Raw genomic sequence first — 26,291 nt, 5'->3', positions numbered from 1 at the left:
CCCGGGGACGGTTTCGTCCCCGGGCCGCCCGCGCTCCAAGGGGGAGGCGACGGGACGTCGGTCCGCAAAAACATGCGAAGGGGGTTGCCATGGCGGCGGCACGTTCGGGGCGCTTGAGCCTCACTGCGCGGTTCTCCGCGTCCGTGGCGCTGGTCATCGTTGCGTGCGCGATGCTGTACTTGGCGTGGCTGTCGCTTACCAGCGACGCGTTCATGCAGGACAAGGCCCTTGCCGAGGCCCGCACGCTCAACGTCGAGATGAAAGCGGCCTGGGCCTACATCGACCAGGTGCAAGACGCCATAAACTACGATTCCACCGGGCGGTTCGACTTCAAGGGCGTGTACTGCTCCGTCGCCGGAAAGGACATCGCCCAGAAGTTCACCGCGCAGTCGGAGGGCTACGTCATACGCTACGCGCGGGACAACCCGAGGTCCTCCACCGACCAGCCGGACGAGTTCGAGTCAAAGGCCATCGAGCTTTTCGAGACCACGGAGGAGACCGAGCGCTTCGGCATGGAGGACAGAGGCGGCGAATCCTTCTTCCGCTACGTCTCGCGAATAGACATATCCCGCAACTGCCTCGCATGCCACGGCGAGCCTGCGGGCGAGTACGACCTGACCGGATTCCGCAAGGAGGGCATGCAGATGGGGGATCTGGCCGGCGTCACGAGCATATCCATACCGATGAGCCGCTACGAGGGCGAGATGCGCGCGCGGACGGCCCAAAGCCTGGCGTTTTTCCTCTGCCTGACGGCGGCGGTGGTGGCGGTTGTGCGGCTCATGCTGCGCCGCTGGGTCACCGCCCCCTTGATGCAGGCGAACGCCCAGCTGAAAAACGAGAACGAGGCGAAGTCGAACATCCTGGCCATGGTGAGCCACGAGCTGAGGACGCCCCTTTCGTCGATCATGGCCTACGCCGACATACTCGCCAGCTCCCCCAACGTGAGGACCGAGGAGGAGAAGGGCTACGTAGAGGAGATCAAGGAAAGCGGCATGGTCCTTCTCGACATGGTGAACAACGTGATAGACACGGCCCGCTTCGAAGCGGGAAGATTCGAGTTCGTGGAGGAGGAGGTCGATCTGGTGGACGTGGTGGAGATAGTGAGGGCCGCCGTGGAGCCCGCCGCCTCCCGCAAGGGCGTCTCCCTGTCGTTTGACATCGAGCGCGAGATGCCCATCGTGAGAAGCGACAGCCAGGCGCTTCGGATAGTCCTTGCGAACCTGCTGGGCAACGCCGTCAAGTTCACGGACGAAGGGGGCGGCGTCGAGCTTTCGGCCCGCTACGACCGAAGCGAGGGCCGATTGTCCGTCGCCGTCTCGGACACCGGATGCGGCATACCCGAGCACGAGCTGGCGCGCGTCTTCGATCGGTTCGTCCAAGCGGATGCCGCCCGGGAGCGCAACGCCATGGGAAGCGGGCTGGGATTGGCCCTGTCGAAGAGCCTCGTGACCGCGCTTGGAGGCTCGATCTCAGTCGAGAGCGCGGTCGGCTGCGGAAGCCGGTTCGACTTCGTCGTGCCGGCGCCCAACGTCGAGGAAGCGTCGGAGGAGGAGGCATAAGCATGATGGTTCTTGTTGCGGATGACGACGAGCGGCTCAGGGCGGCCATAGGCATCATCCTGAAGAAGGCCGGCTACCAGGTGTGCGAGGCGGGAAACGGCATCCAGGCGCTGTCCGCCTTCGACGAGAAACGGCCCGACATCGCCATCCTCGATGTCATGATGCCCAAGCTCGACGGTTTCGAGGTGTGCGAGATCATCAGGAAGTCCCGCGCGCGGACGCCCGTGCTGTTCCTGACCGCGAAAAGCGACATCGCCGACAAGAAGAGCGGATTCCGATCAGGCGGAGACGACTACCTTGTCAAACCCTTCAACGAAGAGGAGCTCCTCCTGCGCGTCGAGGCGCTCCTCAGACGGTCCGCATCCCACGGAGCGGGCCAGGCCAGCCCCTGGGGCGAACAGGCCGTGCGCACGGTCGGAAGCCTCAGGATAGACGTCCTGCGCTTCGAGGTGTTCGTGGACGACAGGAAGATCGACCTCACGAAAAAGGAGTTCCAGATCCTCTCGCTGCTGAGCCAGCGCCCGGGCGAGGTGTACACCGCCGACGAGATCATCGAGCACGTGTGGGGCATCGGCTATTTGCACTCCTCCGTGAGCATCCCCACCCACATCCGCCACATCCGGGAGAAGATAGAGGCCGACCCCGCCCATCCGAAGATGCTCCAGACCGTCTGGCGCTTCGGGTACCGGCTGGGCGACTGAGCCCTCCCCCTACAGGTTCGCCCGCACCCAGGCGATGTTGCCTTTGACCGTGGCGATGAGCTCGTCCACGTCGTCGAACTTGCGCATGGGGCGCAGCCAGTGCAAAAACTCCACCTTGATGGAGCGCCCGTACAAATCGCCCTCGAAATCGAGCAGGTGCACCTCGCAGGTGGCGGTGGCGCGATCGGCGAACGTGGCGGCCACGCCCATGTTGACGGCGGCCTTGTAGCGCGCGCCGTCCACCTCGGCCCAGGCCGCGTACACGCCGTCGGAAAGCGCCCGCAGCTGCTCGGGCACCTCGAGGTTCGCCGTCTTGAAGCCCATGTCGGCGCCCTCGCCGCGCCCCGGCTCCACCGTTCCCGTCACGAAGTACGCGCGCCCCAGCAGGCGGTTCGCCTCCTCTATGGCGCCCTCGGCCAGAAGCAGGCGGATGCGCGTCGCCGTGATGGGCGCGCCGTCGGCGCTCTTCAGATGATGCGCGCGCACCTGCGCGCCGCCCGCCGCCCCCCACGCGTCAAGGTCGCGCACCGTGCCCTCCGCCCGCGCACCGAACTTGAAGTCCGACCCCACGTGCAGAAACGCCGGCGGCGTGCCGTCGAAGGTCTGCAGCAGGAAGCGCTCGGGCGACGAGGCCGCAAACTCGCGCGTGAACGGCAGCACGCACACCGCGTCCACCCCGGCAGACGCCAGCATGGCCAGACGGTCGTCGTTGGTCATGAGCTTTTTGAGGCGCCGGGGGTGGAACACCTCGTCGGGGTCGATGTCGAACGTGAGCGCCACGCTGCGCCCGCCGCTTTCGCGCGCCGTCTCGCGCGCCCGCTCCAACAAGAACCGATGCCCCCGGTGCACGCCGTCGAACACGCCGAACGCGCACGACGCGCCGGAGAAGAAGCCGTGGTCGAACGAGCCGTCCACCCTATATATCCCTGCCACGAGACACCCCCGTCTGAAACACGCAGCGCGCGGCGTAGCAGCCGCGCGCGCCGTCGAACGCATACAGCGCGACCAGCTTGTTGTCCGCTATCACCGCCACCGTCTCGCCGTCGGCGGGCCCCTCGCAGCTCGGGCGCACCCCCGCCGTGCAGGCGCACATCTCCAGGGCCGACGTGGAGCGCCTGCGCTCGTAGAGCGCGCGGCCCTTGGAGGGGATCGCCCCGCCGTTGGCCACCTTGGCCGCCTCCTCGCCCTGGACGTAGAGGAACCGCACGCCGAGCAGGCGCACCGGATCGAGCGCCGCGCGGTCCTTGAGGTCGGCGAGCGCCTCCAGGCTCACGCACTCCTCCAGGGGCAAAAGCCCCAGGCACGTCCTCTCGAGCGCGGCCACATGCGCCGGGCACCCCAGGTCGCGGCCCATGTCGCGCGCGAGCGCGCGGATGTAGGTGCCCTTGGACACGTGGAAGTCCACCTCCCACGACGCAAGCTCGTCGCCCTCGCCCTCGGACACGCCGACAAGGCGCGCGTCGTGCACCACGATGTCGCGCGGGGCCAGGTCGATGATGGTGCCGGCGCGCGCCGCCTCGTAGGACTTCCTGCCTCCCACCTTCACGGCCGAGTACGCCGGCGGCATCTGCCTGCCCGCGCCCACCATGCCCGCCACGAACGCGGCGGCGAACTCCGGGTCCAGCACGCGCTCGGGAACCGGGCCCGTGCGCGTCACGCGACCCTCGGCATCGTCGGTGTCGGTTCCCGCGCCGAAGGCCACCTTCACGCGGTAGCGCTTGTCGTGCCCGGTCAGATACGCCCCCAGCCGCGTTGCCGGACCCACGCAGACGGGAAGCACGCCCGTGGCCATGGGGTCGAGCGTGCCGGTGTGGCCCACACGGCGCTCTCCGAAGATGGAGCGGCACCGGTTGACCACGTCGTGTGAGCTCATGCCCGCCGGCTTGTTCACCCCGACGACCAACGAAAGCCCCGACGTCCCCCTCTTCACTTCAGGCGATCTCCTTCCAGCAGATCGGCAAGGCGGCGCTCCAGAAGGGCCGTCGCCTCCTCAAGCCCCGTCTCCAGCGTGAACCCGGCGGCCGCCCGATGGCCGCCGCCGCCCAGCTCTCGGGCGAGAAAGGCCACGTCGGTGCCGTCTTTGGCCCTGAGGCTGCCGCGCACGGCGCCGTCCTGCTCGCGCAGCATGCAGGCCACGCGCACGCCCCGCACCGAGCGAAGCGCGTCCACAGCAGGCTCTGCGTCGGCCTTGGCCGCGCCCAGCGCCTCGAAGTCCGCCTGCGAAAGCCAGCTTAACGCGGCGGCGCCGCCGACGCAGAGCCTCATGCGCTCCACGGCGCGGGCCTCGAGGAGCGCCGAGGGCACGGAGCGGTTCTGGAACACGGCGCGCGACACGGCCGCCGGGTCCGCGCCCGCCTCTACCATCTCGGCCGCCGCCCGCAGGGCCGCCGCGTCGGTGTTCTGGTACTGGAAACGCCCCGTGTCGGTGACAAGCCCCGTGTAGCAGCACGTCGCCACGTCGCCCGCGCGGTCCGCCCCAAGCAGGCCGGCCAGCTCCCACACGAGCACGGTCGTGGAGGCCGCGTCAGGATCGACGTAGGCGAGCGCGGTCATAGCGAAGTCGGCCGCGTGGTGGTCCACGGTCACGGACGTCTCGCAGGCGTCAAGCAACGCGGCGGCAGCTTCGCCGATGCGCTCGCGCGTGGGCACGTCCACCGCCACGAACGCGCGCGCCGGTCCTTCGTAGCGCGCGGCGGGGATCAGGTCGGCGAAGCCGGGCAGGAAGGAGAGCCGCTCGTCGGCAGGCTCGTCCTTCGCGAGCAGGCACGCGACGCGCTTGCCGAGGCTCCTGAGCGCCGCAGCCAGCCCGAGCTGCGAGCCCAGGCAGTCCCCGTCGGGACTCACGTGGCCGCAGACGACGATGTCGTCGCAGCCTTTGAGGACCGAGGCTATGGCGGCAAGATCGGCGTTGGTCTGAGGCGTGGTCGCCACGGGGCCTCCCTACTCCCCGGCAAGGGGGTCGGCATCGGCGGGCACGTCGGCCTCGGTCGGCGCGGAGGCGTTGCGCGCGGCGTCGCGCTTGAGCGCCACGGCTATGCGCTCGGCCTCGTCCACGCTTTTGTCCAGATGGAAGCGCAGATCAGGCGCCACGCGCCACGACAGCTCGCGCGCCATGAGCGAGCGGATGCGGCCCGCCGCCTTGCCGAACGCCTCGGCCACGTCCTCGTAGCGCTCAGGCTCGGTGGTGTAGAACACGTTGCACGCGCTGCGGTCGTAGCTCACCTCGCAACCCGTGATGGTGACGAGGGAAAGGCGCGGATCGGAGATCTCGAACAGAAGAATGCTCGCAATCACCTCGCGGGCCTGCTCGTTCACTTTGCGATTAGACGAACCCTGCTTCATGGTGCCGCCTCCTAAACGGTCGAAGGGTTGTGCGCAAAACGCGCCCGTCGCGTCCAGTGTATCACGGGACGGTCGACGGGCGCTTGGATTCGACAACGGTAACCCGAGGGTTTCCCGATGCACAATGCTGGTCGTTCGTAACGTCAGCGAGCGGCATCGAGGTGCCCCAGATTGCCGTGAAAGGCCGAGGAAGCGTACTTCGTACGCGACGAGGGCTTGGAGCGGCAAGATGGGGTGCATCGATGCCGCGCAGCGTCGGCCCATTCCGCCGGCCGTAAGGCCGGCGGAACCTCCGTTACTCCGTCCGCTCGACTTCCTTCACCTGGTAGCCCTCGATGGTGTCGCCCACCTTGAGGTCCTGGAACTTCTCGATGCCGATGCCGCACTCGTAGCCCTGCTTCACGGACTTCACGTCGTCTTTGAAGCGGCGCAGCGACGCCATCACGCCTTCGAAGATGACCGTGCCGTCGCGCACGATGCGTACCTTGTCGTCGCGGTGGATCTCGCCTTCGGTGATGTAGCAGCCGGCGATGGTGCCCACCTTCGGCACCTTGAACGTCTCGCGCACCTCGGCGATGCCGGTGTCCTCCTCCACGATCTCCGGCGAGAGCAGGCCCACGCGCGCGGCGTTGATCTCCTCGATGGCCTGGTAGATGACGCGGTACAGGCGGATGTCCACCTTCTCCTTCTCGGCCTGCTGCTTGGACTTGCCCGTGGGGCGCACGTTGAAGCCGATGATGATGGCGTCGGAGGCGGAGGCCAGCGTGACGTCGGTCTCGGTGATGCCGCCCACGGCCGAGTGCACGATGTTGATGCGCACCTCGGACTGGTCCATCTTCTCGAACGCGTCGCGCAAAGCCTCGATGGAACCCTGCACGTCGGCCTTCACGATGAGGTTGAGATCGGTCTGCTTGCCCTCTTCGATGCGGTTGAACAGGTCATCCAGGCTCATGTGGGACTTCGTCTCCTGCTCGGCCAAACGGGCGCGCAGCGCGCGCTCCTCGGCCAGCTTGCGGGCGTCGCGCTCGTCGGCGAACACGCGGAACTCGTCGCCGGCGGTGGGCACGCTCGACAAGCCGAGGATCTCCACCGGGTCGGCGGGGCCGGCCGCGTCCACGTGCTTGCCGCGCGGGTCCACCAGCGCGCGGACGCGCCCGTAGGACGTGCCCGCCACCACCGCGTCGCCCGGATGGAGCGTGCCGCGCTACACGAGCACGGTGGCCACCGGGCCGCGGCCCTTGTCCAGGTTCGCCTCGATGACGAAGCCGGACGCCTCGGCGTCGGGGTTGGCCCGAAGCTCCAGCACGTCGGCCTGCAAAAGGATAGTCTCCAGCACGTCGTCGATGTGCAGGCGCTGCTTGGCCGACACCTCCACGAACATGTTCTGGCCGCCCCACTCCTCCGGGATGATGCCGTACTCGGTGAGCTCTTGGCGCACGCGGTCGGGGTTGGCGCCGGCCTTGTCTATCTTGTTGACGGCCACCACCACCGGCACGTCGGCGGCCTTCGCGTGGTTGATGGCCTCTATGGTCTGCGGCATCACGCCGTCGTCGGCGGCCACCACCAGCACGATGACGTCGGTGACCTGGGCGCCGCGGGCGCGCATGGCCGTGAACGCCTCGTGGCCCGGCGTGTCGATGAACGTGATCTGGCGGCCGTCGATCTCCACCACCGAGGCGCCGATGTGCTGGGTGATGCCGCCGGCCTCGCCCTCGGCCACGCCCGTGTGGCGGATGGCGTCCAGAAGCGAGGTCTTGCCGTGGTCGACATGACCCATGACGGTGACCACGGGCGGGCGGGGCTTGAGGTCCTCCTCGCTGTCGTGGTAGACCACCGCGTACTCCTCCTCCGGCGACACGACGCGCACCTTGCGCCCCATGTCGTCGGCGATAAGCTCCACCAAGTCATCGCTCATGGACTGGGTGAGCGTGAGCACCTGGCCCAGCATGAACAGGCGCTTGATCACGTCGTTGGGCTGCACGCCCAGAAGCTCGGCGAACTTGGCGACGGTCGACCCCTGGGGAATCTCCACCACCGAGTCATCGAGCACAAGCTCGGGATCGAGGCCCTTCTCCAACGCCTCCATCTCCAAGCGCTCGCGGTTCTCGGCCTCGCGCTTCTGCTTGCGCTTCTTGCGCCGGCCCTCGCCCTCGTGCGAGGTGGCCGCGGCCACGGCCGCGCGCGCCTCGGCAAGCACCTTGTCGCGCTGCAGCTTCTCGGCCTGCACGGCCATCTGGGCGTAGCGGTCCTCGGGCTGGGTCTGCTGGATCTCCAGCTCGGGAACGATCTGCTCCACGCGCGCGCCGCGCTTGCCGTGCTTTTTGGAGCCGCGCTCGGGGCGGGCGCCGCCGCGCGCCGCGCCGCCTGCGGCCGACGCTTCGCGCTTCTGGGCCTCGATGCGCTGCTTCTCAGCCTCTATCTGGGAGAGCAGCGAATCGAAGCCGGACTTCTTGGCGCCCAGGACCGGCGCGGGCTTCTTCGGCGCCGGCGCGGGCTTGCCGCCTTTGGCGTTGCGATGGCGCAGCGCCTCCTCGACCGCCTGTTTCTTGGCCACTTCGGCCGCCATCTTGGCCTGGCGCGCGCGCATGCGGGCCTCGGCGGCCTCGCGGGCGACGCGCTCCTTCTCGCTCTCTATCTGGCTCGCAAGGCTCTCGAACGGCGAGGGCGCCGGGGCCTTGCGCGGGCGGGGCGCCTCGCCCGCCTCCGCGGGCGCGTCGGCGGAGGGGCCGCCGGCGACGCGGCGGGCGCGCTCGGCCTCGCGGGCGCGGCGCTCCTGCTCCACGGCCTCGCGGCGGGCGCGCTCCTCCTCGGCGCGCTGGCGCTCGGCGGCGGCGCGCTCCTCGGCGAGCTTTTTCGCCTCCTCGTCCTCAAGCTGCCCGGCGCGCTGCTTGATCTCGGGCTCGAGGTTCTTGCGGATCTTGGCGACGTAGGCGTCGGCGAGCATGCTCGCATGGCTTTTCGCGGGTATCTTCATTTCGTGCAGCTTGTCGAGCAGCTCTTTGCTCGACATGTCGAATTCCTTCGCCAACTCATGTACTCGCATGCTGGCCATATACCACTCCTCTACTTACTGTCTCGCTTCGCGCGCCACCGCCGCGACCCCGGCGGCGATGCGCTTGCGCGCATCGTCGTCAAGCGTCGCCTTGAGCGCTCGGTCGAGCTTCTTCTTCCTGCAAGCCGCGGCGAAGCACTCCTCGGAGCAGACGTACGCCCCCCTGCCCGGCGCACGGCCGGTCGCATCGAAGGACACGGCGCCGGACGGATCGCGCACGATGCGCAGGAGCGCGACCTTGTCGGCCTGCCTCCCGCACGCCACGCAGCTGCGCTGCCGCTTGCCCGTTGCCGTCGCCACGCCCAAAACCCCTCTCCGCGTCCGTTACGCCTCTTCGAGGTCGGCGTGGATGCCGCAATAGCGGCCGCCCGGGCGCGCGTGGTTGCGGCAGCGGGCGCCGTCCTCGCCCACGTAGGCGCACAATCCGGCCTCGTCGTCGGCCTCCTCGTCGATGAGCATGTTGCCCTCCGGCGAAAGGGGTTCGCCGGTGAAGCTCGCGCTCTTGATGTCGATGTGCCAGCCGGTCAGGCGCGCGGCAAGGCGGGCGTTTTGACCCTCCTTGCCGATGGCCAGCGAAAGCTGGTCGTCGGGCACCACGACGGTGGCGTAGTGGTTGTCCTCGTCAATGACCACGCGCGTCACCTTCGCCGGCGACAGCGCGTTGGCCACGTAGACCGCCGGGTCCTCGGCCCATTGGATGACGTCGACGCGCTCGTTGCGCAGCTCCTCGACCACCATGCGCACGCGGCTGCCCTTCGGGCCCACGCACGCGCCCACCGGATCGAGGTTGGCCTCGCGCGAGGCCACCACGATCTTGCTGCGCGCGCCCGGCTCGCGGGCGATGGACTTGATCTCCACCACGCCGTCGTAGATCTCGGGCACCTCGATCTCGAACAGGCGACGGATGAGGTCGGGATGCGTACGCGACACCACGATGGCCGGACGGGCCTGCTCGCCGCGCACCTTGGGGGCGTCGGAGCTGGGATCGCGCACTTCGATGATGAGCACCTTGAGGCGCTGGTTGTGACGGTAGTGCTCGCCGGCCGGGCGCTCGTTGCGCTCGCTGGGGTTGCGCTTGGCGTCGTAGTGCGGAAGCTCCGCCTCCACGCCGTCGCGGATCTTGATGATGGTGAAGTCGGGGGTGCCCTGCAGCACCGTGCCCGTCACAAGGTCGCCCACGCGGCCGGAGAACTCCTCGTAGATGGACTGGCGGCCGGCCTCGCGCACGATGGACGCGATGACGCCCTTGGCGTTTTGCGCCGCGATGCGGCTCACGTCGGCCGGCGTGACGTCGCGCTCCTCGAACTCGCTGTACTCGCCCGTCTCCTCGTCGGGCTCCCCCACGGGAACAAGCTCGTAGACGTAGATATGCCCCGTCTGGCGGTCGATGGTCACGCGAGCGTCCCACTCGAGGTCGAGGATGCGCTCGTAGCTGCGCGCGAGCGACTGCTCCAGGCGCTCGATGAGGTAGAACTCGTCGATCTTCCGTTCGTGGGCCAGCGCCTGCAAGGCCTCTATCAGTTCTGAACTTGCCACGTCTTCGCTTCCTTTCCTCTTGGGCTCAAGCCTTCGAGCCAAAGTCGATCGTGCCCTTCAAGTGGGCGCGCTTGATGGTGTCAAGCGGGATGTCCACGGCCTGCCCGTCGACGTCGAGCGTGACGACGTCGTCTTCGGCCTTCTCGATGACGCCCGTCCACGAGCCGCGCCCCTCCCGAGGCTGCGTCTTGATCACGGCGGGCTGCCCGACGTAGCGCGCGAAGTGCTCCATCGTGCGCAGCGGCCGGTCGATGCCGGGCGAGGACACCTCGAGCATGTACGCGCCGGGGAACGGATCCAGCTCGTCCATGATGGCGTTGATCCACGCCTGCGCCGAGGACAGCTCGTCGAAGCTCACGCCGTCGGGCGTGTCTATGAACACGCGGATGGTCGGCGCCTTCTTGGCGCCCGCCACCTCCACCGTGACGATCTCGACGCCCTCCGCCTCCGCACGGGGAGCCAGCGCGTCGAGCAGCTGCCGTTCCTTCCTGCCAAGCACGTGCGTCCTCCTTCTCCGTCCGGACCCCGTCTCTTCGGCCCGCCCCCCGCCGCGCGGGGTGAGGCCCTTACAAACAAAGAAAGCGGGAACAAGCCCACTTTCTCATGCGTCGAAAGTATGGTGCGTGCGGCGCCCGCATGCCGCTGCGTTGCCTTGCTTTTATACCACACCCAAGGCCGTTTGCCTAGCGCGGGCGCATCCCCGCCCGCAAGTTCCCCACATTTGGGCGCGCGTTTGGACGGGCGGGCCAGGCGGGCCGGCGCGACGGCCGGCCCGCCCGCGCGCGGCCTCAGCGCGCCTTTGCGTCCGCGTCGTCGTCGGCGGCCTGGGCGGGATCGTAGCTCAGCAAAAGCTTGCCGAGCACGAGAAACGCCAAAATGCCGAGCGCGACCATGCCCACGACGATGAGCACCTCGTTGACCGAGGGCGCGTACGAACTGGCCACCGCCCAACCGTCCATGCCGCCGGCGCCGCGCGAAGCGCTCGACCCCGCGATGAGGCCCGGCGCGCCGGACACGTTGGGGTAGATGAAGCTGGTGAACAGAAGCCAAATACGCTTGCAGAACACGCCTATCACCACGCCGCCGCACGCAAGCGCGACAAGGCCCGTGCGACGGCGGTTCTTGGCGAACACAAGGATGCAAAACGGCACGATGACGCCCACGACGACCTCGATCCAGAAGAAGGGCGCGGTGGCGCCGGAGGTCATCTGGGCAAGCACGGCCGAACCCATGTCGGTGCCGGGGTAGGCCATGGTGAGCACCTCGCAGCCCACCATGTAGCCGTCCACGGCGATGCACACGGCCAGAAGGCCGGCCAGGTTCGCGATGAGCTTCCTGGAGGTGGCGAACACCTTGGCGCGGTTCATCCAGATGAGCGACAGCAGCAAAAGCGCCAGGCCCGAGTCCATGGCCGACGCCACGAACAGCGGCGCCATGATGGTGGAGTACCAGCCCTCGCGGGCGATCTGCAAGCCGAAGATCCAGGCGGTCACGGAGTGCACGAGGATGGCGACGGGCAGCGCGAAGCGCGACACGATGGCCACCTTCTCTTTGGCGCCCGGCTTCTTCGAGGTCATGAAACGCAGGTAGATAAGGTTGATGACCAGATACGTGGTGATGACGCAGATGTCCCACAGAAGCGGCGAGACGAAGTTCGGCGACGCGAACAGGTTCAGGATGCGCACGATGCCGCCGAGGTCGATGAGCACGAACGCACCGGCGATGCAGATGCAGATGAGCGACACGATGATGGCGGGCAGGGCCACCTTCTTGTACTCGGTCACATGGAAGATGGACGCGGAGGACGCCACGATGAGGCCGCCGGCCGAAAGCCCCACGAAGAACATGAAGCTGGCGATGTAGAGGCCCCACGACGTGCCGTTGGACATGCCGGTGACGCCGAGGCCGCCGACGAACTGGCTGACGTACGCGCCCACGCCGAGCGCGACGAGCGCGCCCAACACGGCGAACGCGATCTTGTAGGTTTTCGTTAACTGCATAAGGGTTTCCTTCCTTGACCCCCAGGTTGGCGTAGCTTGGCGGCCGTCAGGCCGACGAAACGTCAGAGTCCGACGTAGAAGAGCTGGGGATGCGTCCCCTTCTCCTCCAGCAGATGGCCCGCTTTGGCGGACAGGGCAAGCTTCGAGATCTCGCTTTCGGGATCGTCGAGGTCGCCGAAGGTGCGCGCGCGGGCCGGGCACACGCGCACGCACATGGGGAGGTCGCCCTCGTCGGTGCGCTCCTTGCACAGCGTGCACTTCTCGGCCACGCCCTTGACGCGCACGGGCACGCGCGAGTCGCCGTAGTCGAAGCCGGGTTCGCGCGACGGGTCCTCCCAGTTGAACACACGCGCGTTGTAGGGGCAGGCCGCCATGCACATGCGGCAGCCTATGCACTTGCCGTAGTCGATCTCGACACGGCCCAAACCGTCTTTGTACGTGGCGCCGGTGGGGCATACCTTCTGGCACGCCGCCGTCTCGCAGTGCTGGCATTGCACGGGCAGGTACACGCGCTTGAGGTTGGGGTACTCCCCCACCGCGCCGTCTATGACGTCGCAGTCCTTGGTGAGGATGCGGTTCCAGAGCATGCCCATGGGCACGTTGTTCTGCATCTTGCACGCGTTGGCGCAGGTGTGGCAGCCCACGCAACGGTCCAGGTTGATGGCGATGGACAGTCTCGTCATGCCTTGTCACCTACGCTTTCTTGATCTCGACGAGCGTGTCGGAGAACGGGATGACCGGCCCGCAGAGGAGCTCGGATCCGCGATCGACCTGCGCGTCGTTCGTGACGGACTGCATGTTGCCGCGCGCCAGGTAGTCGGCCGTGGCGCCCTCGCAGAGGCGCACCGAGCCCGAGCGGATGGCGGGGTTGGCGTGCACGCGCACGGCGAAGCTCCCGCGGTCGTTGAACACCTCCACCTCATCGCCGGTGGCCAGGCCGCGCGCCTCGAGGTCGCCGGGGTTCGCGTCAAGCGTGGGCTCGAAGTACTGCTGGATCCACAGCGCGTCGTTGAACTGGTTGTGAATATGGAAGCGCGTGCGGACGTTGGCCAGCTGCAGCGGGTACTCGGCGCGCTTGGGATTTCCCTGGTACGCCTCGTTCGGGGCCTCCCACTGGGGCAGGGCCTGGCCGTAGGGGGCCAGGTTCTCGTAGTAGAGGTCCAAACGGCCCGACGGCGTGGCGAAGACGAGGTCGGCGAACTCCTGGCGCGGCTCCTCAATGCCGGGGACGGGCCAGGCGCCGTTGCCCTCGTCGTTGATCCGATCGATGGTGAGGGAGGCGATCTCGGGGTCCTCCGCGCCGCTGATCTGGGCCTCCACCATCTCGACGGAGTCCTTCGGCAGCGCGTCCGCGACGCCCAGGCGGCGCGCGAACTCCTTCTGGATCCAGAAGTCGGTCTTGGACTCGAACAGCGGGTCGATGACCTTGTTCTGCAGCACGACCTGGTTGTAGCCCACCTTCGCGTTGCCCACCGGGGCGTCCAGCTCGAAACGGGTCGTGGCCGGCAGCACGTAGTCAGCCCACTTCGCGCCCTCGGTGAAGTAGGGGTCGATGGACACGATGAGCTCGAGCGAGCGCGCCCAGTCCTCGGTCTTGGACATGTTGGCGAAGTGCTGCGCCATGAAGTCGCCGCAGCAGATATAGGCCTTCACCTTGTTGGGCTTGTCGCGCATGTCGTAGGCGGCCATCTCGTCGGTCGCGCTTTCCATCCCCTCGGGCAGCTCCCACGCGCCGAGCGTCGTGGAGCGGCCGTTCCAGCAGCCGCCCACGAACACGCCGATGTTGGCGCCGGGCTTGCAGACGTTGCCGGTGACGCCGGCCAGCACCGCAGCCGCATGGCCCGCGACGTCGGCGTTCGAGATCTTGTCGTTGCCGCCCCAGCCAAGCGCGATGGTCGAGGGGCCTTCAGCGTAGGCGCGGGCAAGCTCGACGATCTTGTCGGCGGGGATGCCCGTGACGCCCGCGGCCCACTCCGGGGTGCAGTCCTTCTGGCCCTCGACGAGCAGGTCGTAGGCCGTGCGGCATTTCGCGCCCTTGACCTCGGCGGCGCCAGAGAGCGCGGGCACGACGCCCGCCTGGTTGTAGGCCGCGACCGCGCCCGTGGCCGAGTCGATGACGAGGTAAGGGTTCTCATCGCCCGTCTCGGGCTGCTCGGCCGCCGGGTCGGCGGCGTGGTCGCGCACGAGCGCGCCCTTGTCGTCCACAAGGTAGGGCAGCGACGTGTGCAGCCGCATGAACTCCTCGTCGGCCAGGCCCTCGTCAAGCACCACGCTCGTCATGGCCAGAAACAGCGCCGCGTCGGTGCCAGGCTCGATGGGCACCCACTCGTCGGCCTTGCCGGCCGTGGTGGAGAAGTGCGGATCGACCACGACCATCTTCGCGCCGGCCTCCTTGGCCTCGAAGAACAGGCGCACCTGCGGCAGGCTGGACTCGCAGAAGTTGCTGCCCACGGTGAGCACCATGCGCGCGTTCACCCAGTCGCGCGCCTCGCCCGTGGCCATGGCGTAGCCGCCGCCGAAGCCGATGGCGGGGTCCAGGCCGTTGCCCGTGCCCACGTCGATGCCGGTGTTGCCACCGGTCTGCGCGCCGAGCACGGCGGCGAGAAACGGGAAGTTCGCCTCGCTCGACGCCGTCACCATGACGGCGTCCTTGCCATCGCGCGCCTGGATCTCCTGGATCTTGGCCACGATGTCGTCAAGGGCCTCGTCCCAGCTCACCTGCACGAATTCGTTCGCGCCGCGCTCGCCGGTCCGCTTGAGGGGCGTCTGCACGCGGCCCGCGCCGTAGATATGTTGGACCTCGGAGATGCCCTTCAGGCAGATGGTCTCGTAGCGGTCGTCAACGCAGTGGTTCGGCTCCACCTTCACCAGGCGGCCGTCGCGCACCGTGCAGCGCAAAGGGCACATGCCGCCGCAATGCTCCTGGTGGTACGTGCACGCGATGCGCTCCTCGTCATAGGCGACCTTCGACTCGCCCGCCGGGCCGATGCCCGCGTACGCCTTCGTCGGCGCGAGCCAGCCGTCGGCCGAGAGCATGCCCGCCGTCGCAGCGGCCCCGCACGCGGCCAGCGACCCCGCGAGGAACCTGCGCCTCGTCAGATCCATGCGCCTCTCCTTCTCTTCGTTTCGCTCGTTGCTTAGAGTTCGCCGCCGGACAGTGTAAGCAGGCGAGATTCGGCCGTCATCGTCCCATCGGCCGAAATTGCCCGCGCCCCTCTTGTGCATTTTGAACAACGAGGTAAGATTCACCTGATTGAGCATGCGGATCGGCGCCCGCCGACACCGCCCCCCTCCCGCGCAGGCCGCCCGCCGCCCTGCGCGCAGCCGCCCGAAGGAGGCCGCCTCGTGAAGTTCAACCTCGACCTCGCATGCGCCGAGCTTGCCGACCTGGACCCCGTCAAGCGCTTCGAGCACGACTCCGCGCTTTCGCTCGACCGCGTGGAGGAGCACGGGCCGAAAAGCCGCCCGCGGGCGACGAGCCTGTTCGTCATAGGGGCCGGGGCCTTCGCCGCCCTCGACGCGAAGGCGTGGGAGGGCGGCGGGTCGTTCCTTGTGACCGGATCGGAGGGGGAGCCGGACGGACGGGGGCTGCCCGCCGCCTTCCTGCCCGCCCGCGCCTGCCCGCCGGACGAGCGGGAGCTGGTGGAGCGCCTGCTGGAATGGCGCATGAGGCTGGACGCGTGGTCCGAATCGGTGCTGGAGGCCATGGCCCGCGATGCGCCTTTGCAGGAGGTGTTCGACGCTGCGGCGGCGATGTTTTCCAACCCCCTCATGCTGTCGGACTCGGCGCTTTACTACGTGCTGACGGCCGGCCGCCTGCCCGCCGGCTTCCGCGACCCGTTCTGGACGCCCGCCATCGAGACGGGCGTGTGCCCCACCGAGGTCTACTTCGACACCTGGATGAGAAGCTCGAAGAACGCGTTTCGCTGCGAGCGGGCCTACCTGGTCCCCGGAGGGGAGGCGAGCGAGCGCACCTACCTCGTCCGCAACCTGATCGCGGACGGCCAGTACCACGGGTGCTTCGAGCTTGTGGACGTGAACGCGCCTTTGGGGCCGGCCGATCTCGCGCTGGCCGACTACGTGGGCGACCTTCTGGCGCTCATCCTGCCCCGCCGGGCCTACCCCCAGATAGCGAACTCGGCCATGGGGCCGCTTCAGGAGCTTGTCGCCGGCAACGCGGTGCGCCCGCGCGTGCTCGAGTACGGGCTGGCCGAGATGGGCTGGGCGCCGCGCGACGCCCACTACGTCGTGCGCTTCTCGGAGGCGAGCGCCTCAAGCGGCCAAGGGCCCCATCTGCAAGCGGAGCGCCGCATAGCCGAGACCTACCCCCTCGCCCGTTTCGTGGAGGACGGGGACGCGCACCTCATGATAGCCCGCGACGCCGACTACCCCCTCGCGCGCTTCCGCGACAACCTCCGGCCCGCGGACGCGCAATGCGGCGAGCCGAGGTTCCTCGCGGGCTTCTCGTCGCTTTCGGACGATTTCTCCCGCCTGCGCGCGACCGCCGACCAGGCCGCCTTCGCCTACGACCGCATCGACCCCGAGGTCTCCGACCGGTTTCTGACCACGGCCATGCGCTTCTACGACGACTGCTGGCTCGAGGACGTGCGGCGAAGGCTCTCCGCGGACGCGGACCTGTCCTGGCTGCTCGACCCCGCCGCGACGGCGCTTGCGGAGGCCGACGCGCGCGACGGCACCGAGCACGTGGCCACGGCGCTCGCCTACCTCGAGCACGGCTGCAACGCCACGCGCACCGCCGAGGCGCTGTTCGTCCACCGCAACACGCTCTCCTACCGGCTCAAGCGAATAAAAGCCGTCTGCGGCGTGGATCTGGAGAGCCTCCGTCCCAAGCGCACCGACCTTCTGCGGCTGCTGCTCTCCCTCAGGCTGCTCGCGTGAGGCGGGACGCGGAAGGGGGCGCCCCTACTTCCCGGCGCGCACCAGCTCTTCGGCCATTTCACGTAGCTTGAACTTCTGCACCTTCATCGACGGCGTCATGGGGAAGTCGTCCACGAAGAACACGCGCTTGGGCACCTTGTAGCGCGCGATGCGCGGGATGGCGAAGGCGCGCACATCCTCTTCGGTCATGCCCTCGTGCCCGGGGCGCGTGCGGATGAACGCGCCCACGATCTCGCCGAGGCGCGCATCCGGGATGCCCACCACCTGCGCGTCCAGCACGCCGGGCATGGTGAGCAGGAAGTTCTCCACCTCAAGCGGGTAGACGTTCTCGCCGCCGCGGATGATCATGTCCTTGATGCGCCCGGTCACGCGGTAGTAGCCGTCCTCGTCCACCGTGCCAAGGTCGCCGGAGTGCAGGTAGCCGTCCGCATCGATGGCCTTGGCCGTTTCCTCGGGCATCTTGTAGTAGCCCTTCATCACGTTGTAGCCCTTGCAGCACAGCTCCCCCGGCTCGCCCGGACCGCAAATATGTCCGTCGGCCGGATCGATCACGCGCACGTCCACCGGCGGGTGTTTGCGGCCCACCGTCTCGCACTTGTGCTCGATGTCGTCGTCGGCGCTCGTCTGCGTGAACACGGGGCTTGTCTCGGTGAGGCCGTAGCAGATGGTGATCTCGCGCATGTGCATACGCTCCATGACCTCGCGCATGGTCTCGGGCGGGCAGGGGCTGCCGGCCATGATGCCCGTGCGAAGGCTCGTGAGGTCGAACGTGTCGAAGTCGGGATGGTTGAGTTCGGCGATGAACATGGTGGGCACGCCGTACACGGCCGTGGCGCGCTCCTTGTGGATGGCCTGCAGCACCAGCCCCGCGTCGAAGTCCTCCACGATGATCATGGTTGAGCGGTGCGTAAGGCACGCCATCACCCCCAGCACGCAGCCGAAGCAGTGAAAAAACGGCACGGGCAGCGTCACGCGGTCCTCTGCGCCCAAACGTTGGCCCTCGCCTATGTAGAAGCCGTTGTTTAAGATATTGCGGTGCGTGAGCATGACGCCTTTCGGAAAGCCCGTGGTGCCGGAGGTGTACTGCATCATGACCACGTCGTTGTTGTCGAAGCGCTCCTCGGCCTGTGCGAGCGCGCTTTCAGGCACGTGGCTGCCGAGCAGGATGAGCTCGGGCACGCTGTAGCAGCCGCGATGCTTCTCCGGCCCCATGTAGATGATGTGCTTGAGGAACGGGTAGCGCTCGGACTCAAGATGGCCGCGCGGCTGGGTGAGCGTCTCGGGCACGAGGTCGCGGATGATCTGCAGGTAGTCCACGTCGCGGTAGGCGTCGATGACGCAGAGCGCCTTCATGTCGGACTGCTTGAGCACATAGTCCAGCTCGTGGCTTTTGTAGATGGGGTTCACCGTGACCATGACCACGCCTATTTTGGCCGTGGCGTACATGAACGTGAGCCAGTCGGGGATGTTGCGCGCCCACACGCCCAGATGGTCGCCGGGCTCAAGGCCGATGGCGAGCAGTCCCCGGGCCAGGTTGTCGGTGCGCTCGTCGAAGTCGCGGTACGTCCAGCGCAGCATGCGGTCGGGGTACACCACAAACTCGTGGTCAGGGTCTACCGCCACCTGGTCGCGGAAGTAGCGCCCGATGGTCTTTTCCGAATGCAGCGGATAGTCGGAAGCGCCCGGGACGGGTTCAGACGAGGTTGCAACGTTCGCGGAAGCATGCATATCATTCATTGTTTGACCTGCACTTTCTCACAGGATGACGTAGTATGTCAGCGAGAGCGACCGTGGTGCCCAAGATTCGTGGGATCGCGGAAACGACGCGTACTGCGGTACGCGAGTTTCCGGGATCGCGCGAAGTTTGGGCACCACGGTCGCTCGCAGCGTCGAGCAGTTCCGCTGGTCGGCAGACCAGCGGAACTAAATAGGAGTATAGACGACGGCCAGAAACTTCGCCTTCTGGCCGTCGTGGGCGCGCACCTGGTGGGGCACGATGGAGTCGTAGTAGATGCTCTCGCCGGGATGCAGCACGTAGAGGTCCTTGCCGTACTCTATCTCGATGCAGCCCTCCATGCCGTAGAGCCACTCCTCGCCCTCGTGCCCCACCAGCTCGTGGTCGGCCTCGCCCGTGGGGTCCACCGTGATGACGAAGGGGTCCATGTGGCGCGAAGGGCGCCCGGCCGCCAGGCTGAAGTAGCTCAGATCGCCGCCCGAGGTGGTCTCCAGGCTGGCGGCGCGCTCCACCTCGGCCATCTGGTCGCGGTCGATGTAGGCGGGGCCCAGGTCTTCGTCGTCGTCCATGAGGGTGCCGAGGCGCACGCCCAGCGCGCGCGTGATCTTGATGAGCGGCGCGAGCGAGGCCGGCACCTCCCCCGCCTCAAGCCCTTCGATGAGCGAGAGGTCAAGCCCGCACCGGTCGGCCAGATCTTGGCTCGACAGGTGGTGCGCCTCGCGCAGCGTGGCGATCTTCTTCCCCAGACGGTTCTCTTCCATAGCGAAGCTCCCCTCGTCGAAGTCGGTCGTTTTCGCTATTCTACCTCATGGAAGGCCGCCTCCGCGCACGAAAGCGCCCCACGACGCGAAACGGTCGCAGGGCGCTTTCGGGGGAGCGCGGCAGGCCGCCCGAAGGCGGCCCGAGACGTTGGCGCTTTACGCGGCCGGCCCGTTCCTATTCATGGAACAACGCGTGCTTGAGCTCCTCCTCGTCCTTGAACGACAGGGACGTCTGCAGCACGTCGCCGCCGAACGGCTTGATGGCCTGGACGAACTTGTCGGTGGTCATGCCGTCCACCACCATGAACACAGCCGCGCTGTCGTCGGTGGAGAGCAGGTCGCGCACGCGGTCCTGGAAGTCGCGGTCAACGCCGTGCTTCATGACGGCGCCCGTGAGCGCGCCGATGCCCGCGCCAAGCGCCGCGCCGATGACCGGCACGAAGAACAAAAGGCCGAACAGCACGCCCCAGAACAGGCCCCACACCGCGCCCGTGCCCACCTTCGAGCCGGGCGTGACGACGTCGAACTTGCCGCCCGCGCGCCTGGCCACCACGGCGACCGACTGCAAACTGACGATGAGGTCCTGATCGAGGTCGAGGATCTTCTGGTAGGCGGATTTCGCTTCCGTCTCGCTCGGGTATCCGAGCACAAGGAGGGTACTCATGGAGAGCTCCTATCTTCGATGGCTTTTTCCGATACCCCACCTTAGCGCCCGCAGGCCGGGCGCGGGCGCAGGATGCGCATCCGCCGTCCGCCCGTTGCCGTCGCGTCAGCGCCCCGTGGGATGCGGGGCGCGAGCGCGAACGTTGGAGGCTGCGAAACCGGCCGCGCCCGCAAGTTAGCCGCATTCGCAGGTTGGCCGCCGTCCGGGCCGCTTTGCGCCGAGCCGCGACCGATGAGGGATGCGCGAAGCCGCGATCACGACGGGGTCTCGGCGCGGACGACGGCCGCATAGAACGAGCCGGCATCGGCGCCCTCGGCAGGCGAAGGCGGGCCGAAGCGGCACGTCGCGAAGCCGGCGCCCAAAACGAGCGCCTCGAACGACGCCCGGTCGAGCGCGCGGGCGAACTCGCCCGACGCCCCCGGCCCCGCAGGAGGGGCCGCGTTTGCACCTACCTCCGCAGGGCGCCGCGCGAACACGCCCTTATGGAAGAGAAACCCTCCCGGCACAAGGACGCGCGCGATCTCGCGCAGCGCCGAGCGCAAATCCCACGCCAGGTTGAGCACGCTGTTCACAACCACCACGTCGAAAGACGCGTCGGCCGCCCCCGCCGCACGCAGATCCTCGAAGCACCCGCGCGCGAAGGCCAGACGAGAGGCGCGTTCCGCAGACGCGTCCCTGTCGGCTGCGCGCGAGGCGGCCCGCGCGATGAACTCCGCCGACGGGTCCACGCCGAGCACGAAGCCCTCCGGCCCCACCGCATCGGCTATCTTGAACGCCCCTTTGCCGCCGCGGCAACCCAGGTCGAGCACCCGTTTCCCCAAAAGCCCCTCGGGAAGCGGCATATCGCAGCGCGCGCTGTGGCCCCCTTCCCGCGAAAGCGCCGCGTAGTGGGCCTCCATCGTCGCACGCGTTCGCCCGTCCATGAGCGCCCCTTCCCTTCTTCGGCTCGCCCCCTCAGTATAACGCGGCGCGCCCCGCTCTCAGGCGCGCCCTCCGAACTCGCTCACGATCTCGTCGAACAAGCGCAGCACGGCGGGGCCGCCCTCGCCCTCCCGGCGCACGATCCGCAGATCGAACAGATCCTCACCCTCGTCGAGCGGACGCGAGACGATGTCGTCCCCCAGCCGCGCGAACCCGGGGTAATGCACGCCGAACACAACGCTGTCCCTCAGCTCGGGAAGGATCAGCGACCCCTCCTCCACGTTGCGCATCGGCGCGTGGATGCCATGCCGTTCGCACGTGCGCCGCACGAAGTCGTGGTAGTCGGAGCGGTGCTCAAGGGGGTAGGAGGTGATGTGCCTGGCCTCGGCGGCAACGTCCCGGAACGTCAGCGGGCTTTTGCGCGCCAGGGGATGGTCTTTGCAGCAGGCGACGCCAAACGGGATGAAGGCCAGGTGCTCGGAGCGCAGCCCCTCCCTCCCATCCCCGTAGAAAAACGCCACGGCGAGGTCGGCCCGGCGCTCGGCGAGCATCCCCAGCCCGTCGCGCAACCCTATGTCGGTCAGCGACACCTCCGTCTTCGGCGAAACCATGCGGGCCCGCGCGGCGGTCAGAAGGGGAAGGACGCGCTCGTTGGTGAGGGGCCCCACCACCCTGACCGTCTCCACCGCCTCCTGCGAGCGCCGCATGCCCTCCTCGAGCGCCACCTCGTAGGCGCTCACCGTGCTGCGAAGTCCCTCGACGAACGCCCGTCCGCTTTCGGTCAGCTCCACCTTGGAGGTGCTGCGCTCGAAGATGCGGAAGCCCACCTCCCTCTCTGCGGCGGCAACGTGCTTGCTCAGCGCCGACTGGGTGATGAAAAGCCGGTTCGCCGCCTTGCTGAAGCTCAGCTGCTCGGCGAGCACGAGGATCTCCTCGCAGTGCGAAAGCTCCATGCACGGCACCCCCTCTGCGTCTCGGACGTGAAGCCCCGATTCCCCTTGCCGGTATCCCGCACCATCATACCGCCCGCCCGGCCCCTGGAGGAGCGATCCCTTATTCCGATTCCCCGCCGCCCATGCCCGTTTGGACTAAGCGCGAAAGCCCGCGCCCGGCCTGGCTTTATTCCGAGCCGGATTCAAGGAGCGGCCGGCCTTCAACACCGGTTGCGCGCCACAGCGCCTACCATGGCCGCGAAGGGTCGCCGGACGCAAGGCGCCCGGCAAGGCCGAAAGGACCGAAAGCAAGGAGGAACCATGGATTCTGCGAAGGAACAGGCGCGCCCCGGCATCACCCGCAGGGGTTTCCTGAAAGGCGGAACGCTGGCGGCGCTCGGGTTGGCGGCGTCCGGCCTGGCGGGCTGCAACGGCGAAGGGGCGGCCGCAGCCGCCAAGGGCAACCTGCCCGAGAGCTGGGACGCCGAGGCCGACGTGGTGGTCATCGGCATGGGAGGCGCGGGGCTGTCCGCGGCCATCGCCGCCAAGATGGCCGGCGCCGAGAGCGTCATGGTGCTGGAAGCGGCGCCGGAGGAGGAGTGCGGCGGCACCACGCGCGTGTCGGGCGACATGCTCATGATCCCCGACGACGTGGAGGGCGCCCTTGCGTACCAGACCACGCTCAACGGACCCTACGAGGTGGAACCCGAGTTCATGCAGGCATGGGCCGAGGGCGTCGTGGAGAACTACGCGTGGCTGACCGACGAACTGGGGTTCGAATTGGGCGACGCCACCGCCGGGCGCCCCGAGTTCCCCGGCACCGAGGGCGGCGAGTCCATCAAGACGTACTACGTCGACGGCATCTGCGGCATGTCGTCTCTGTGGATACCGCTCGTCGACAAGGCGGACGAGCTGGGCGTGAGCTTCGAATACAACGCCCGCGCCGTCGAGCTGGCGCACGAGTGGGAGACGAAGGAGGTGCGCGGGGTGCTCACGGAGGACGGCCGCGCGTTCAAGGCCCGCAGGGGCGTGGTCATGGCGTGCGGGGGCTTCGCGTCGAACCCCGACATGATGCAGAACTACATGGCCAGCATGGGCTGCCCCAACGCCTTCCCGCTCGGGTCGCCCTACAACGTGGGAGACGGCGTGAAGATGGCCCAGCGCATCGGAGCGGACCTCTGGCACATGAACAGCTACGCCGCAGCCAGCACCTGCGTGCGCGCGATCAGCCCCGACTCCCCCATCGGCTCCATTTTCTACGCGAAAGGCTACGACTACATCTACGTCAACAGCGAAGGAGAGCGTTTCATGTACGAGGAGACGCGCTCCGTCCAACGCCACGGCAAGCAGAAGGACAAGGGCGTGTGGCCCCTGCTGGACATCCCCAGCCCCTCGTACATGATCATGGGAGGCCAAAGCGGAAGCGTCGACATCCTGGGGGACATCACGTACATGTCCTGGCCGGTCATCATGGAGCTGGGCTGCCAAACCAACCAAGAGCTCATAGACGCCGGCATCATGTTCAAGGCCGACACCATCGAAGAGCTGGCCGGAAAGCTGGGATTCGAACCCGAGGTGCTGGCGGCCACGCTGAAGAAGTACAACGACTCGGTGGACAGCGGCGAGGAGGACGAGTTCGGCCGAGGAACCGCCGTGTACTCAAGCTACCTGTTCAACGCCGCCAAGGGCACCGACGACATCTCCGGCGACGAGCACGGCGGCGAGTCGCTTGCCATCGAGCCGTTCGAGCGCGTGAGGATAGAGGGCCCGTTCTACGGCGTGGAGATAGCCCTCGGCATGCTCAACAGCCAAGGCGGGGCCAAGCGCAACGGCCAAAGCCAGGTGCTCGACCTTGACGGCAACCCCATCCCCCGCCTGTACTCGGCAGGCGAGTTCGGCTCCATCTACGCCTACATGTACAACGGAGGCGGCAACGTGAGCGAGGCGGTGTCCACCGGCCGCGTGGCGGGCCAAGGCGCGGCCGCCCTCGACCCGTGGGACGCCGAGTAGCGACCATTCCAACGGGCGCCCGCGCGGCGCCCCCTCCCACGGCGCGGGCGGCCCCTCCCTCCCCGCCCGCGCCTCCGTTCACAGCGAAGAAAGGTTCGCCCCATGACGAAAGACAACGGACCGGCCTGGCGCAAGCTCGCCTTGGCCGTCATCGGATGCTGCCTGGCGGCGGGACTGGACGCAGGCGCGGCCACAGGCGACGCAGAGCCGTCGGAGGACGGCGGACCGGACGCGGACGCCTCCTCTTTCTCCTGGTCGGCTGAGAGCGACTGCGGCGCCTGCCACGAAAACGACGTCGCGTCGTTCGAGGACCCGGCATGCGCGGCATCCTCGCATGCCGATCTGGAGAGCCAGTGCCTGACGTGCCACAACGACGAACCCGGCCTCCAAGAGGCCCACGAGGGCGTGAGCTTCGACTCCGAGAAGCGCCGCGCCACGCTCAAAAAGACAGAGGTGCCCGAAGACACCTGCCTCGGCTGTCACGACATCGACGAGCTGAAGGCCGCCACCGCGGACAGCGCCGTGCTCACCGACGACGAGGGCACCGTGGTCAACCCGCACGACGTGCCCGCAAACGCCGACCACGAGGGCGCGGGCATCTCCTGCTCGTCATGCCACAAGGTGCACACGGCGGAAGGAGCCGCTCAGACCGCGCCGACCGTCTGCAAAAACTGCCACCATCACGGTGTCTACGAGTGCGGCACCTGCCACACATGAGCGGCGTTCGCGGCCAACGCCGGGGGCGACGGCGCCCTCGTCCCCTTGGCAGGGACGGGGGCGCGCTCTGCAATATCAAAGGAGGGTCAAGAGGGAGAATCGGCGGCCGGCCAAGCGCCGAAAAAGCGCTGCCGGCGCCCGCCCGCGAAGAAGGCCGAGGCGCCGATCGTCCGACAACCGCCAAAGCAAGAAAGGGCTTGGGACCCTCGCAGGTCCCAAGCCCCCAACGGCGCGTCGTTGCCGCGCGCCCCGCACCTGCGCGTCAGGCTACTTCGCCGGATAGAAGCCGCTCGGCTCCTCGCTCAGGTTGATCATGATGTTCTTGGTCTGGCAGTAGTGCTCCAGCATGATCTTGTGCGTCTCGCGGCCGATGCCGGACTCCTTGTAACCGCCGAACGGCGCGCCGGAGGGAATCTGGTTGTAGGTGTTCACCCACATGCGCCCGGTGCGGATGCCCTGCGCCACGCGGAACGCGCGGTTGATGTCGCGGGTCCACACCGCGCCGCCCAGGCCGTAGACCGAGTCGTTGGCCATGTCGATGACCTCCTGCTCGTCCTTGAACTTGATAACCACGGCCACCGGCCCGAAGATCTCCTCCTGCGCCACGCGGCAGGAGTTGCCCGGCACCTCGATGAGGGTCGGCTTCAAAAACGCGCCCTTGGCGCACTCGCCCTCGATGTAGCGCTCGCCGCCGCACAGCACGCGCCCGCCTTCCTGCTTGGCAATCTCGACGTACTCGAGGATCTTCTCGGCTTGGCGCTCATCGATCTGGCTGCCCATCTGGGTGTCGTCCTCCCAGGGCATGCCCACCTTCACCTTGCCGAACGCCTCGCACGCGTCCGCCACGAACTTGTCGTAGACATCCTCGTGCACGAAGATGCGGCTGCCGGCGCAGCACACCTGACCCTGGTTGAACAGGATGCCCAGCTGCACGCCGTCCATGACCATGTCCCACTTGGCGTCGGGGAAGATGATGTTGGCGGACTTGCCGCCCAACTCCAGCGTGGCCGGGATGAGCCGCTCGGCCGCCGCGCGCGCCACGTCGCGCCCGACCTCGGTGGAGCCGGTGAAGGCCAGCTTGGAGATGCGCGGGTTGTCCAGGATGTACTGGCCGGACTTGCTGCCCCGGCCCGTCACCACGTTGAACACGCCCGCCGGGATGATGTCCTGGGTGAGCCGCGCCAGCTCCAGCACCGTGAGCGAGGTGGTGGAGGAGGGCTTGAACACCGTGCAGTCGCCGGCGGCCAAAACCGGTGCCAGCTTCCACGCGGCCATGAGGAACGGGAAGTTCCACGGAACGATCTGCCCCACCACGCCGATGGGCTCGTGCAGCACAAGCGACATCATGTTGCCGGGGAGCATGTCGGCCTCTCCGGTGTCGGCCAGAAGCACGCCGGCGAAGTAGCGGAAGTGGTCCACCGAGTACGCCACGTCGATGGCGCGCGTCTCGCGGATGGGCTTG

Annotated in this window: 21 protein-coding genes and 1 pseudogene; 5 read left to right on the top strand and 17 right to left on the bottom strand. The window is 67.9% G+C overall.

Going from position 1 to position 26,291, the window contains the following annotated elements; genetic code table 11:
- Window positions 1-89 precede the first annotated feature (89 nt).
- Together ACWKY3_RS10365 and ACWKY3_RS10360 are read left to right on the top strand one after the other, a co-directional pair.
- Complete coding sequence (locus ACWKY3_RS10365) at window positions 90-1,559, top strand: ATP-binding protein (protein WP_449316331.1); 1,470 nt, start codon at window positions 90-92, stop codon at window positions 1,557-1,559.
- 2 nt (window positions 1,560-1,561) lie between these two features.
- On the top strand, window positions 1,562-2,260 hold the full coding sequence (locus ACWKY3_RS10360; protein WP_449316330.1) for a response regulator transcription factor: 699 nt from the start codon (window positions 1,562-1,564) through the stop codon (window positions 2,258-2,260).
- A gap of 9 nt (window positions 2,261-2,269) precedes the next feature.
- Here ACWKY3_RS10360 and ribF read toward each other — a convergent pair whose 3' ends face one another.
- From ribF to ACWKY3_RS10305, 11 genes and pseudogenes are all read right to left on the bottom strand, one after another.
- Window positions 2,270-3,193 carry a riboflavin biosynthesis protein RibF gene (gene ribF / locus ACWKY3_RS10355; protein WP_449316329.1) on the bottom strand — a complete coding sequence of 308 codons (924 nt, stop codon included), beginning with the start codon at window positions 3,191-3,193 and terminating at the stop codon, window positions 2,270-2,272.
- Window positions 3,177-4,190, bottom strand: coding sequence for a tRNA pseudouridine(55) synthase TruB (truB, locus tag ACWKY3_RS10350; protein WP_449316328.1), 1,014 nt, complete (start codon window positions 4,188-4,190; stop codon window positions 3,177-3,179). Before truB ends, ribF begins: the two co-directional genes overlap by 17 nt.
- Window positions 4,187-5,191, bottom strand: a complete 1,005-nt coding sequence (locus ACWKY3_RS10345) for a DHH family phosphoesterase (protein WP_449316327.1) — start codon at window positions 5,189-5,191, stop codon at window positions 4,187-4,189. Before ACWKY3_RS10345 ends, truB begins: the two co-directional genes overlap by 4 nt.
- A gap of 9 nt (window positions 5,192-5,200) precedes the next feature.
- Complete coding sequence (rbfA, locus tag ACWKY3_RS10340; RefSeq protein ID WP_449316326.1) at window positions 5,201-5,602, bottom strand: 30S ribosome-binding factor RbfA; 402 nt, start codon at window positions 5,600-5,602, stop codon at window positions 5,201-5,203.
- 295 nt (window positions 5,603-5,897) lie between these two features.
- Window positions 5,898-8,654 (bottom strand): annotated as a pseudogene (infB, locus tag ACWKY3_RS10335) (translation initiation factor IF-2).
- 15 nt (window positions 8,655-8,669) lie between these two features.
- Window positions 8,670-8,954 (bottom strand): RNase P modulator RnpM, encoded by a 285-nt coding sequence (gene rnpM / locus ACWKY3_RS10330; RefSeq protein ID WP_449316325.1) that lies wholly within the window; start codon window positions 8,952-8,954, stop codon window positions 8,670-8,672.
- A 24-nt stretch (window positions 8,955-8,978) separates the two neighbouring features.
- Window positions 8,979-10,190 (bottom strand): transcription termination factor NusA, encoded by a 1,212-nt coding sequence (gene nusA / locus ACWKY3_RS10325; protein ID WP_449316324.1) that lies wholly within the window; start codon window positions 10,188-10,190, stop codon window positions 8,979-8,981.
- Between the two features lie 25 nt (window positions 10,191-10,215).
- The gene (locus tag ACWKY3_RS10320) at window positions 10,216-10,689 is read right to left on the bottom strand and encodes a ribosome maturation factor RimP (RefSeq protein ID WP_449316323.1); all 474 of its coding nucleotides are present in this window, start codon (window positions 10,687-10,689) and stop codon (window positions 10,216-10,218) included.
- A gap of 289 nt (window positions 10,690-10,978) precedes the next feature.
- Window positions 10,979-12,190 (bottom strand): NrfD/PsrC family molybdoenzyme membrane anchor subunit, encoded by a 1,212-nt coding sequence (nrfD, locus tag ACWKY3_RS10315; protein WP_449316322.1) that lies wholly within the window; start codon window positions 12,188-12,190, stop codon window positions 10,979-10,981.
- A 62-nt stretch (window positions 12,191-12,252) separates the two neighbouring features.
- On the bottom strand, window positions 12,253-12,873 hold the full coding sequence (locus ACWKY3_RS10310) for a 4Fe-4S dicluster domain-containing protein (protein WP_449316321.1): 621 nt from the start codon (window positions 12,871-12,873) through the stop codon (window positions 12,253-12,255).
- Window positions 12,874-12,883: 10 nt separating this feature from the next.
- On the bottom strand, window positions 12,884-15,295 hold the full coding sequence (locus ACWKY3_RS10305) for a molybdopterin-dependent oxidoreductase (protein ID WP_449316320.1): 2,412 nt from the start codon (window positions 15,293-15,295) through the stop codon (window positions 12,884-12,886).
- A gap of 240 nt (window positions 15,296-15,535) precedes the next feature.
- Between ACWKY3_RS10305 and ACWKY3_RS10300 the strand changes: the two genes are divergently transcribed.
- On the top strand, window positions 15,536-17,089 hold the full coding sequence (locus ACWKY3_RS10300) for a PucR family transcriptional regulator (protein WP_449316319.1): 1,554 nt from the start codon (window positions 15,536-15,538) through the stop codon (window positions 17,087-17,089).
- A 24-nt stretch (window positions 17,090-17,113) separates the two neighbouring features.
- Here the strand turns inward: ACWKY3_RS10300 and ACWKY3_RS10295 are convergent, their stop codons facing one another.
- The 5 genes from ACWKY3_RS10295 to ACWKY3_RS10275 form a co-directional block, all read right to left on the bottom strand.
- Window positions 17,114-18,826 carry an AMP-binding protein gene (locus ACWKY3_RS10295; protein WP_449316318.1) on the bottom strand — a complete coding sequence of 571 codons (1,713 nt, stop codon included), beginning with the start codon at window positions 18,824-18,826 and terminating at the stop codon, window positions 17,114-17,116.
- Between the two features lie 186 nt (window positions 18,827-19,012).
- Window positions 19,013-19,585 (bottom strand): helix-turn-helix domain-containing protein, encoded by a 573-nt coding sequence (locus ACWKY3_RS10290; protein ID WP_449316317.1) that lies wholly within the window; start codon window positions 19,583-19,585, stop codon window positions 19,013-19,015.
- 175 nt (window positions 19,586-19,760) lie between these two features.
- Window positions 19,761-20,249, bottom strand: coding sequence for a DUF1269 domain-containing protein (locus tag ACWKY3_RS10285; RefSeq protein ID WP_449316316.1), 489 nt, complete (start codon window positions 20,247-20,249; stop codon window positions 19,761-19,763).
- 254 nt (window positions 20,250-20,503) lie between these two features.
- Window positions 20,504-21,172 carry a methyltransferase domain-containing protein gene (locus tag ACWKY3_RS10280; protein ID WP_449316315.1) on the bottom strand — a complete coding sequence of 223 codons (669 nt, stop codon included), beginning with the start codon at window positions 21,170-21,172 and terminating at the stop codon, window positions 20,504-20,506.
- A gap of 57 nt (window positions 21,173-21,229) precedes the next feature.
- On the bottom strand, window positions 21,230-22,123 hold the full coding sequence (locus tag ACWKY3_RS10275; protein ID WP_449316314.1) for a LysR family transcriptional regulator: 894 nt from the start codon (window positions 22,121-22,123) through the stop codon (window positions 21,230-21,232).
- Window positions 22,124-22,423: 300 nt separating this feature from the next.
- On the opposite strand from ACWKY3_RS10275, the gene ACWKY3_RS10270 reads away from it, so the two are divergent.
- Together ACWKY3_RS10270 and ACWKY3_RS10265 are read left to right on the top strand one after the other, a co-directional pair.
- Complete coding sequence (locus ACWKY3_RS10270) at window positions 22,424-24,112, top strand: FAD-dependent oxidoreductase (protein ID WP_449316313.1); 1,689 nt, start codon at window positions 22,424-22,426, stop codon at window positions 24,110-24,112.
- 102 nt (window positions 24,113-24,214) lie between these two features.
- Complete coding sequence (locus ACWKY3_RS10265) at window positions 24,215-24,829, top strand: cytochrome c3 family protein (RefSeq protein WP_449316312.1); 615 nt, start codon at window positions 24,215-24,217, stop codon at window positions 24,827-24,829.
- A gap of 267 nt (window positions 24,830-25,096) precedes the next feature.
- On the opposite strand, the gene ACWKY3_RS10260 is transcribed toward ACWKY3_RS10265, so the two are convergent.
- A partial coding sequence (locus ACWKY3_RS10260; RefSeq protein ID WP_449316311.1) for an aldehyde dehydrogenase family protein occupies window positions 25,097-26,291 on the bottom strand: 1,195 nt, incomplete at its 5' end.

This window comes from Rubneribacter sp. (genome assembly GCF_965361815.1).
Note: the sequence above shows the minus strand (reverse complement) of the source record. Positions and strands in the feature narration are given on the sequence as shown.

What these genes read in the sequence shown, in the direction of transcription:
- rbfA (WP_449316326.1), bottom strand. Translation starts at nt 5,602, where the DNA reads ATGAAGCAGGGTTCGTCTAATCGCAAAGTGAACGAGCAGGCCCGCGAG.
- ACWKY3_RS10280 (WP_449316315.1), bottom strand. Translation starts at nt 21,172, where the DNA reads ATGGACGGGCGAACGCGTGCGACGATGGAGGCCCACTACGCGGCGCTT.
- ACWKY3_RS10275 (WP_449316314.1), bottom strand. Translation starts at nt 22,123, where the DNA reads ATGGAGCTTTCGCACTGCGAGGAGATCCTCGTGCTCGCCGAGCAGCTG.
- ACWKY3_RS10265 (WP_449316312.1), top strand. Translation starts at nt 24,215, where the DNA reads ATGACGAAAGACAACGGACCGGCCTGGCGCAAGCTCGCCTTGGCCGTC.
- ACWKY3_RS10305 (WP_449316320.1), bottom strand. Translation starts at nt 15,295, where the DNA reads ATGGATCTGACGAGGCGCAGGTTCCTCGCGGGGTCGCTGGCCGCGTGC.
- ACWKY3_RS10290 (WP_449316317.1), bottom strand. Translation starts at nt 19,585, where the DNA reads ATGGAAGAGAACCGTCTGGGGAAGAAGATCGCCACGCTGCGCGAGGCG.
- ACWKY3_RS10285 (WP_449316316.1), bottom strand. Translation starts at nt 20,249, where the DNA reads ATGAGTACCCTCCTTGTGCTCGGATACCCGAGCGAGACGGAAGCGAAA.
- ACWKY3_RS10365 (WP_449316331.1), top strand. Translation starts at nt 90, where the DNA reads ATGGCGGCGGCACGTTCGGGGCGCTTGAGCCTCACTGCGCGGTTCTCC.
- ACWKY3_RS10295 (WP_449316318.1), bottom strand. Translation starts at nt 18,826, where the DNA reads ATGAATGATATGCATGCTTCCGCGAACGTTGCAACCTCGTCTGAACCC.
- ACWKY3_RS10360 (WP_449316330.1), top strand. Translation starts at nt 1,562, where the DNA reads ATGATGGTTCTTGTTGCGGATGACGACGAGCGGCTCAGGGCGGCCATA.
- nrfD (WP_449316322.1), bottom strand. Translation starts at nt 12,190, where the DNA reads ATGCAGTTAACGAAAACCTACAAGATCGCGTTCGCCGTGTTGGGCGCG.
- ACWKY3_RS10310 (WP_449316321.1), bottom strand. Translation starts at nt 12,873, where the DNA reads ATGACGAGACTGTCCATCGCCATCAACCTGGACCGTTGCGTGGGCTGC.
- ACWKY3_RS10270 (WP_449316313.1), top strand. Translation starts at nt 22,424, where the DNA reads ATGGATTCTGCGAAGGAACAGGCGCGCCCCGGCATCACCCGCAGGGGT.